General features: G+C 37.7%; 5 protein-coding genes and 1 rRNA gene. 5 read left to right on the plus strand and 1 reads right to left on the minus strand.

The genetic code is table 11. The features are described 5' to 3' along the window. The first annotated feature begins 197 nt into the window (after positions 1-197). The 5 genes from OMO38_RS15375 to OMO38_RS15395 all read left to right on the plus strand — a co-directional run bounded on the left by OMO38_RS15375 (position 198) and on the right by OMO38_RS15395 (position 5,458). A complete protein-coding gene (locus OMO38_RS15375; protein WP_264751070.1) occupies positions 198-770 on the plus strand; it encodes a hypothetical protein in 573 nt (190 codons plus the stop codon). A 101-nt stretch (positions 771-871) separates the two neighbouring features. Next, a complete protein-coding gene (locus tag OMO38_RS15380; RefSeq protein ID WP_264751071.1) occupies positions 872-1,672 on the plus strand; it encodes a DUF3324 domain-containing protein in 801 nt (266 codons plus the stop codon). Then, positions 1,665-4,412 carry a COG1470 family protein gene (locus OMO38_RS15385; protein WP_264751072.1) on the plus strand — a complete coding sequence of 916 codons (2,748 nt, stop codon included), beginning with the start codon at positions 1,665-1,667 and terminating at the stop codon, positions 4,410-4,412. Before OMO38_RS15380 ends, OMO38_RS15385 begins: the two co-directional genes overlap by 8 nt. Beyond that, on the plus strand, positions 4,409-4,945 hold the full coding sequence (locus tag OMO38_RS15390; protein WP_264751073.1) for a hypothetical protein: 537 nt from the start codon (positions 4,409-4,411) through the stop codon (positions 4,943-4,945). The genes OMO38_RS15385 and OMO38_RS15390 overlap by 4 nt, the downstream gene beginning before the upstream one ends. 9 nt (positions 4,946-4,954) lie before the next feature. Then, positions 4,955-5,458: a hypothetical protein gene (locus tag OMO38_RS15395; protein WP_264751074.1), complete on the plus strand. Its 504-nt coding sequence runs from the start codon at positions 4,955-4,957 to the stop codon at positions 5,456-5,458. Between the two features lie 793 nt (positions 5,459-6,251). On the opposite strand, the gene rrf is transcribed toward OMO38_RS15395, so the two are convergent. After that, positions 6,252-6,356, minus strand: a 5S ribosomal RNA gene (gene rrf / locus OMO38_RS15400). Positions 6,357-6,358: the final 2 nt, after the last annotated feature.

The raw sequence follows: 6,358 nt of genomic DNA on the forward strand, positions 1-6,358 counted from the left end.
ACTTTATTCATCATTGTTTGAACTCTCTCCTATTACCCACACTAAAGTGGAGTTATCGTCATTAATTAAATTATTCAATTCAACTTAATAATCAATTATAAATACAATATATTCAACAATAAAAATAATATGATTTTAATTTGATACTTAAATTAAAATTTACATAACTTTGTCGCACCTTAAAATTATATAAAAACGTGAAAAATTTGAAAACTAATTTAGCAATATGTTTTGCAGTAGTTGGAATTTCTACAAGCCTTAGTGCGCAAGACACGAATACAGACAACCACACAATCGGGATCACAATTCCCGAGGTCGCTTTGGTAGACATAGAGCCTGCAGCGAGCAAAAATATCACCATGGGATTCACCGCTCCTACGGAGGCCGGTCTTCCTATTGTGGCAAGTGGTACGAACAACAGTTTATGGTTGAACTACTCATCCATTAAATCTGATGTTGATGTTACCCGTAACGTATCTGTGAAGTTAAATGCTTTAGTTCCCGGAATTGACATTAAACTGACAGCAGCGGCAGCTTCAGGTGCAGGTGATGGAACTTTAGGTACACCTTCAGCACAACTGACATTAAGTGCAGCCGATCAGACAGTAGTTTCAGGAATAGGAAGCGCATATACAGGAGACGGTGCCAGCAACGGACATAATCTTACTTATGAATTGGCGCCAGGTGCTGCTTCTATTGCATCCTATGCTGACCTTCAAGCGACTACAACAGCAACTGCAACCGTTACGTACACCATTTCGGACAACTAAAATCTGAAAAAACTTATACAATTAAATTAAGGAGAAATCGCAACAGCTTTTTCTTCTTAATTGCCTATTGCGATTTTTAATTTCAAATCCTTTGACAAGAAATGATCAAGCGTATCTTACTTTTTCTTGCCCTTATCTTCCAGTTCGCATCTTTGCATGCCGGTATTGTCATTCTGAATGGACTTACCCATAATTACAAAGTTGAAAACGGACAAGTTTACAAAGGCAAAATTGCTATAGAAAACACGAAAAACAGTCCGCAGAGCGTAAAAATATTCCTGCAGGATTTCAGCTACAATGCTGAGGGATCTATTTTTTACTCTAAAACAGATTCTCACAAGAAATCAAATTCTGCCTGGATCAAACTGAACACCAATCTTGTTACGTTGAAAGCAAAGGAAAAAACCGAAATTTTCTACGAGATTACTGTACCAAAAACTGTTGTAAAAGAAGGCAGCTATTGGAGCGTCGTTATTGTAGAGCCTGTGGACGATATCAAACCAAATGATAACAGAGATGGCGTAAATATTTCGTCCATTGTTCGTTATGCCATTCAGATTATTACAGATTTCGATGCAGAAAAAGCGAAACCTGAGCTCAAATTTGAATCTGTGAAGATCGAGAAAGAAGAAGGAAGAAAAGTTGTAAAAATTGCCATCGCCAATACTGGAAATTTATATTGCAAACCTACCACAAAATTAGAAATTTACAACCGGAAAACAGGCGATAAAATAGGAAGTTTTTCAAGTCCTGCAATGGGTTTACTGCCATCCAACTCAAAATCATTTCATATCGATATCAGCAAAGTTCCGCCCGACAAGTATAATGCTGTAATCATCGCAACAGACGAAGAAGAGAATGCATTCGCTCTCAATGTGGAACTAGAAGTAAAAAATGATTAAAATTTGGACACTATATATTTCTATACTTTTCCCAACGCTTTTTCTTTCTCAAAAACAGTCTGGAGAATTTATCTCTAAAAAAGACAGCCTCAAGCCGGGAACAACAACTTCTATTTCATTTACAATAGAAAATACAACCGCGGAAAATAAATCGTACACAATTGATATTGAAACTCCGAATCGTTTTCTCATACCCATTGTCAGTGAAAATGAGATCTCTGTTCCTGCAAATGATATCAGAGTCTATGTACTGGCTCTTAAAATTTTGACAGAAATTCCACAGGGAAACTATGTTATTAGTCTTAATGCAAAAGACATAAAAACAGGACTGATACTGAAAAGAGAATCAGAAATAATTATTAACCGGACAAAAAAAATATCACTGAGCCTGCTTCAATCTCCGGAATTTATAAAAGCTGGCGAAACGATCAGAGCCGGTTTTGTCTTAAAAAATGAGGGTAACAGATCAGAAAATCTAATTCTTGAAAGCCGAAATGCAGTCATTCAGCAAGGTTCACGAATACGTTTATCACCCGGCGAATCGAAAATTATTGATCTGTCTAAAAAGACGGATATTAATTTGGGTAAAAACGAGTTTCAGAATTTAAGTCTCTCCGTTCACTCATCAGAAAATCCCGCAGAGAGCCAAACTGCATACACAAGTGTCAAAATAATTTCGGTGAAACCGTTAGATGATGATATTTACCACAGAATTCCCGTGTCAGCGTCTCTATCTTTTATAGGAATGCAGAACCGTGGCGAGTACAATAACGGTTTTCAGGGTGAAATTTATGGTAAAGGGAGTGTAGACAAAGACAATAGAGGTTTTCTGGAATTTCGTGCAGTAAGCGAAAATCCTGTAGAGTTTAATTCTTTCACGCAGTATGAGGAATACTTTATCAATTATAAAAACAAGAACTTGTATATTCATCTCGGTGACAAAACATATTCTTCATCATTTCTCACCGAGTTTGCCCGCTACGGCCGTGGTACAGAACTGAAGTATGAGTTTAAAAAAATAAGCATCGGTGGGTTTTATAATCATCCCCGGTTTTTCCGTGATATCAAAGATGAATTTAATGTATATACTCAAATGAAGATCGGTAAAGAATCTGAAATTACTGCAGGCTACCTGTATAAAATTCCCCGAACTGAAGAAACGGGCTTCGGTTTTAACAATACGCGGCTTGACTCTGATGCACACTTACCATTTCTGACAGGCAAATTTAAACTTGATAATCACTTAAACATCCTGAGTGAAGTAGCCTACAGCAAAACTGTCCTGACCGAGGGGAATGCTTATATGATACAGGCAACGGCAAATTATGAGAAAGTAAATGGTAATGTAATGTACACCAAAGCAAGTCCGAAATTTGCAGGATATTTTACCAATACCAACACCTTTAACGGAAACCTTCAATACAGAATTTCAGACAGACTGAACATCTTTGGGAATTACACACAGGATGCAAGGAATTTTCAGCGTGACACTTTGTTTTTGGCAGCACCGTACCGTAAGTTTTTACAGTATGGAAGCAACTACCGATACACAAAGGGCGGAAACGTAATTTTCTATAATGGTTTTCAGAAATACCAGGACCGTTTGGAGCCAAGACAGTTTGATTATTTCGAAAGATTTTTTAAATTGAGTGTAGATCAACAGATCGGTGCGTTTCACCTAAATCTCGAAGGTCAGTTTGGAAAAACAGATAATTATCTTACGGGTTTTGAAGGTCACTCAAATTTGTATACCGCTAATCTGAGTTTTGAAAAATTTAAAACCTCTTTCAATTTATATGGAAGCTACGCTTTGACTTCGCGTTATCAGATGCAAAATCAGAAACAGATTTATTATGGAGCAAGAATTTTAAGCAGATTTTCTCCTAAATCACAACTGAGTATATTTTATCAGAATAATTATCTTCCCGAAGAATATTTTAATGACCGAAATCTGTTTGAAATATTATATCATCAGCAGTTGCTTTTAGGTCATGAACTGGATCTTTCAGGACGCTACACGTTACAGCGTGGAGAATTGGGAAACAAAGATTTTATTTTTTCACTACGGTATACTTTGCGGATGAATGTGCCGGTACAGAAAACTGCAGAATACACGACATTGATTGGCAATATCCAAAATCTCGGTGTCAGAAAAACGTCAGGAGTAAGGCTCATGCTGGGTAATCATCTTACAGTAACCGATAAGCACGGGAATTTCGTTTTTAAAAATATTGTTCCCGGTGATTATTTCCTGGAAATAGATCGATCGACTACAGATTTGAACGACATCTCCGATGTTCAGCTCCCTGCAGAAATTTCATTATCAGCAAAAGAAAATGTATTTAATTTTGGATTGACCGTTTCTTCACAGATTCTGGGGGAAATCATTTTAAATGAAAACAAAAAAGAAATTTCTACTTCTGAAATCTCTGAATCCAAAAAAAAGAAAAAGAATCACATCATCATCGAAATTTCAGATGGCAGACAAACCTACAGAAAAATAGGTTTTCTGGGTGAAAAATTTGATTTCACTTACCTGCGGCCGGGAGATTGGAACTTAAAAGTTTACAGAAACGGTTTAGACAAACGTTACAGGATATCGATGGATCATTATAGTTTTACACTGACACCTTCTGAAACAAAAAATGTAGTTGTCAATGTCGTGAAACAACAGACAGAAGTAAAATATCAACAGGAAACCGTAAAGGTTGGATACCAAGAAACCGGCAAGCGAAAATGAGAGTATTAGATCGTTTTATATTGATGATATGCTTTTCTATATTTACAGCTATCAGTTCTCAAACCACAGGAAACAGAACGGTATCTGTATCACTACCTGTCGTGGCTCTATTGGATGTTGAGCCCAGTGGAAATCTCAATTTTAATTTCATTGCTCCAACTGAAGCAGGAAGACCATTAGTAAATCCCGCATCAGACAATACGAAGTGGCTGAATTATACATCAGCACTTGCTCCGGGAGGCGTAAGCAGAAGAGTTACAGCATCAATCAACCAGACAATTCCCGGAGTCGATATAAAATTACAGGCGGCAACAGCTTCTGGAATGGGAGCTGGAGTTCGCGGAACACCTGTTGCACAGATTACATTATCAACGGCGTCTACAACGATTATCCACGGAATTGGCGGTGCTTATACAGGAACCGGAACTAATAATGGTCATCGAATCACCATTTCTATGACAACAAATAATTATTCAAATTTATCTACACGAAGCAATACTCCTGTAGTCATCACATACACCATCACTGAATAAATAAGATATATGATCCTGCAAGAACTGCTGTTAAAATTTTGTTTTCCATTTCTGATAGTATTGGGAGTAAAAGCAAATTCCCAAACTTTAACTGTATCGGGATCAAACTGGACTGTTCCAATAACTCCAATCATGGAAGCCGGAGCTAATCATCAGGGAACTTATGAAAGTAATGCTAATCAGATACTGATAGCCGCTTCTGTGCCGTTGCTTTTAGGGGGCGGTAAAGTTTCTGTGCACTATGAAGCCAATCCAGCCTGGAATAGCTCATTAATATTATCCGCCAAAAGAACAGGCAACGGAACGACACTGTGCGTGCTCTGTACGTTAACAGGAGGAACAAGCTATTTAGCATTTACGCAGACAGCAGTAGAACTTTTCAGAATCCAGGCAGTATTAGCTTTGGCGTCTTACTCCAACATTCCAATTCAGCTTCAGTTAAGCGGAGTTTCAGTCACCATACCGGCTTCGTCCTACCAAAGCAGAGTTGTCTTTACAATCAGTGCCCTTTAACAACATCTTTCAACCGAAAAGGAAATAACGCATAGAATTTTCAGGAGCTTTATCCAGCTCTCCACTATATCTTTTTTGTGCCCCCTGCCTTTGCCAAACAACAAAAAAGGATGCCGTTGCGATCTGGGCTAGGGAGGAGTGGTGGATAACGCGATTTCGTCATTACCGACTTCTTTGACGTCTAATTGTTTAATGCCAGATGTTCGATGTCAGATGTCAGATGTCAGATGATTGATGATTGATGATTGATGATTGATGATTGATGATTGATGATTGATGATTATGCAAAATTACATTTTGTGAAGCAATTAAATATTTTCACGGATTTTCTTCTTTTATTTTTAAATTCAGATACTCTAAACCCTTGAAGTATTAGATAAGCTAATATCGCCTAACAAGTGTGAAATAATAACCGCAGCGCGGTGCACTGTTCATAGAACGACAATTATCCTGATTGTTAATATAAGCTCCATAGGAGCGACCTGTTGTTTCCTTTACAATTTATCTACAACAGAAGAATTGACAGATACAGAGTTCGCTTGCTTACCTGAATTTCAAAGCTAATCTCAGACCCTGAACTTAGCTCCCGTAAAACGTAATATAATATTGAGATTCCTTTAACAAACACCTCGAACATTAAACACAAAACTCTAAACCCGAAACATCAATCTCACACCACGTACTAGGCTATTTTTACTTTTTACATTTACCTTTTTCCTTGCCTTCTTCCTTTTTCACAGAAGTATATCACAAAAAAAATCCTCAATCAAGTAAATGATTGAGGATTTAAAAAAACTGGCGGCGACCTACTCTCCCGCTTTCGCAGTACCATCGGCGCTGGTGGGCTTAACTTCTGTGTTCGGAATGGGAACAGGTGAGCCCCACCGCTAAAACCACCCT

The organism is Chryseobacterium kimseyorum (genome assembly GCF_025971945.1).
Taxonomy (GTDB): domain Bacteria; phylum Bacteroidota; class Bacteroidia; order Flavobacteriales; family Weeksellaceae; genus Chryseobacterium; species Chryseobacterium kimseyorum.